This window comes from Affinundibacterium flavidum (genome assembly GCF_014284175.1).
GTDB lineage: Bacteria > Pseudomonadota > Gammaproteobacteria > Burkholderiales > Burkholderiaceae_D > Undibacterium > Undibacterium flavidum.
Map to the genome: position 1 here is coordinate 1 of NZ_JACOGA010000101.1, position 206 is coordinate 206.

Below are 206 nucleotides of genomic sequence, written 5' to 3' on the forward strand. Positions count from 1 at the left end.
CTAAACCAGGTATGCTATCCAATAATTTCTGCTTATCTTTTAAGTCCGGATCGTTCCGAGTATGGTCGTTAATTAAACAAATCAGTGCTTTAATTTCTTTATCCAACCAGTCAATGTGATCAGTAATGCCTTGTCGAATCGCCTCACGTGCCACATCGAGTCGATTTAATTCTTGCGTACGCATGTTCTGCAAGGCATCTAAGCGC

At 41.3% G+C, this 206-nt stretch carries 1 pseudogene; it reads right to left on the reverse strand.

The window, feature by feature from the left end:
* Positions 1–184: pseudogene (locus H8K55_RS21535) on the reverse strand (IS110 family transposase); the annotation flags it as partial.
* Between the last annotated feature and the right edge of the window lie 22 nt (positions 185–206).